Genomic DNA, 1278 nt, shown 5'->3' on the forward strand with positions numbered 1-1278 from the left:
AAGCGCGAGGCCGGTCGGCTCGTGGGACCATCGGGCCAGAAGGTGGCGCTCAAGTACGAGCAGACAGTCAGATTGGACGGGAAGGACGAGATTATCGCCGAGCAGGTCGACGCGGTCTTGGCGGCTTGGCGCCAGCTGGGAATCGATAGCGGCTGGAACTACTCGCGAGCGAACTACTACTCATCTGTGTACGACCGCGGGTATCTGAGGCAGGCGCGGTATGCGATTGGCGCGGGGGTGTTCCCCAGTTTCATAGACCCCGCATGGGGCAGCATGTTCGACCCTGCGGACACGCCTTCGCGAGCCAATCCCCGAGGTATGTCGGTCACCTTCGTGCGCGACGCCGAACTCGCGAACCTGCATCGCCAGGCCCGGGCTGCGTACGACAGCACGAAGCGCTCCTTGTTGGGAGTCCGGATTCGCGAGCGGGTCGAGCAGCTCGGTCTCGCCGTCTTCGAGCGTCCCGAAGAACGCGAGTGCGCCGTTCTCGGCATTGCGGGCTACAAGCCGGGTCCCTACCCAGCGGGTGATTTCTGGAATGCGGCCTCGTGGACCGCGGAACCACGACGATGAGTCGCCGGATACTGCAGTGGGCGGTCGTGGTCGTGCTCGTAGTGGCGCTGGTCGCGCCGTTCGCACTCAGGTACTACCGCAAACAGGAGGCGAGGCGCGTGATCTCTCGCTACGCTGTCTTGCTCTCCGAGGGGCTCGAGAACCTCACTCCGGAGATTGTCGGCGAGGTCGCCAGCGCCGAAGAGGTGAGTCGCGTCGGCACCTACTCCACGCGACTGTGGGGAAACAACATCCGGCTCGAGTCCGACCTTCTGGAACTCCAGATCCTCGAAGTCGTGTCGCAAGAACCGACGGTGACCGTGAAGGTCAAGGAGCGCTGGAGGTATGTGGAGCGCGACCGCAAGTCGGGTGCAGCGCTCGGTGAGGAGCGCGAAGAGACGCAGCTTCTCGACTACACCCTCGTGCGAGCGAACGGGAAACTCATCGTCTACCGTTCGGACCTTCTGCCGGTACCCGAGGGGAGCACGAATTGAGGCGGAGTCGCCTCCTGAACAGGCTCGCCTCTCCCAAACTGGCGGCCACTCTCATCGGCGTTCTGATGCTGATGACTCTGCTGGCCGTGCTGTTCCCGCAGAAGGGCTACCTCGGCCAGCAGTTCGAGCAGTTCGTCCACGACGTCCCCTGGCTCGCGGCGGTCATGGCCGCGGTGAGTCTGGACCGGGTGTTCTCCGGATGGCCCATCGTCGTAATGGCGTTGCTCCTCAC

General features: G+C 64.0%; 3 protein-coding genes. All 3 read left to right on the plus strand.

Annotated features, from left to right (window positions below; genetic code table 11):
* Positions 1–573, plus strand: a 573-nt coding sequence (locus tag Q8K99_14895) for a hypothetical protein (protein ID MDP2183834.1), incomplete at its 5' end; no start/stop codon positions are given.
* A complete protein-coding gene (locus Q8K99_14900; protein MDP2183835.1) occupies positions 549–1046 on the plus strand; it encodes a hypothetical protein in 498 nt (165 codons plus the stop codon). The genes Q8K99_14895 and Q8K99_14900, both read left to right, overlap by 25 nt.
* The coding region (locus tag Q8K99_14905) for a hypothetical protein (GenBank protein MDP2183836.1) at positions 1043–1278 on the plus strand (236 nt) is incomplete at its 3' end. The genes Q8K99_14900 and Q8K99_14905, both read left to right, overlap by 4 nt.

The organism is Actinomycetota bacterium (assembly GCA_030682655.1).
Lineage (GTDB): Bacteria > Actinomycetota > Coriobacteriia > Anaerosomatales > JAUXNU01 > JAUXNU01.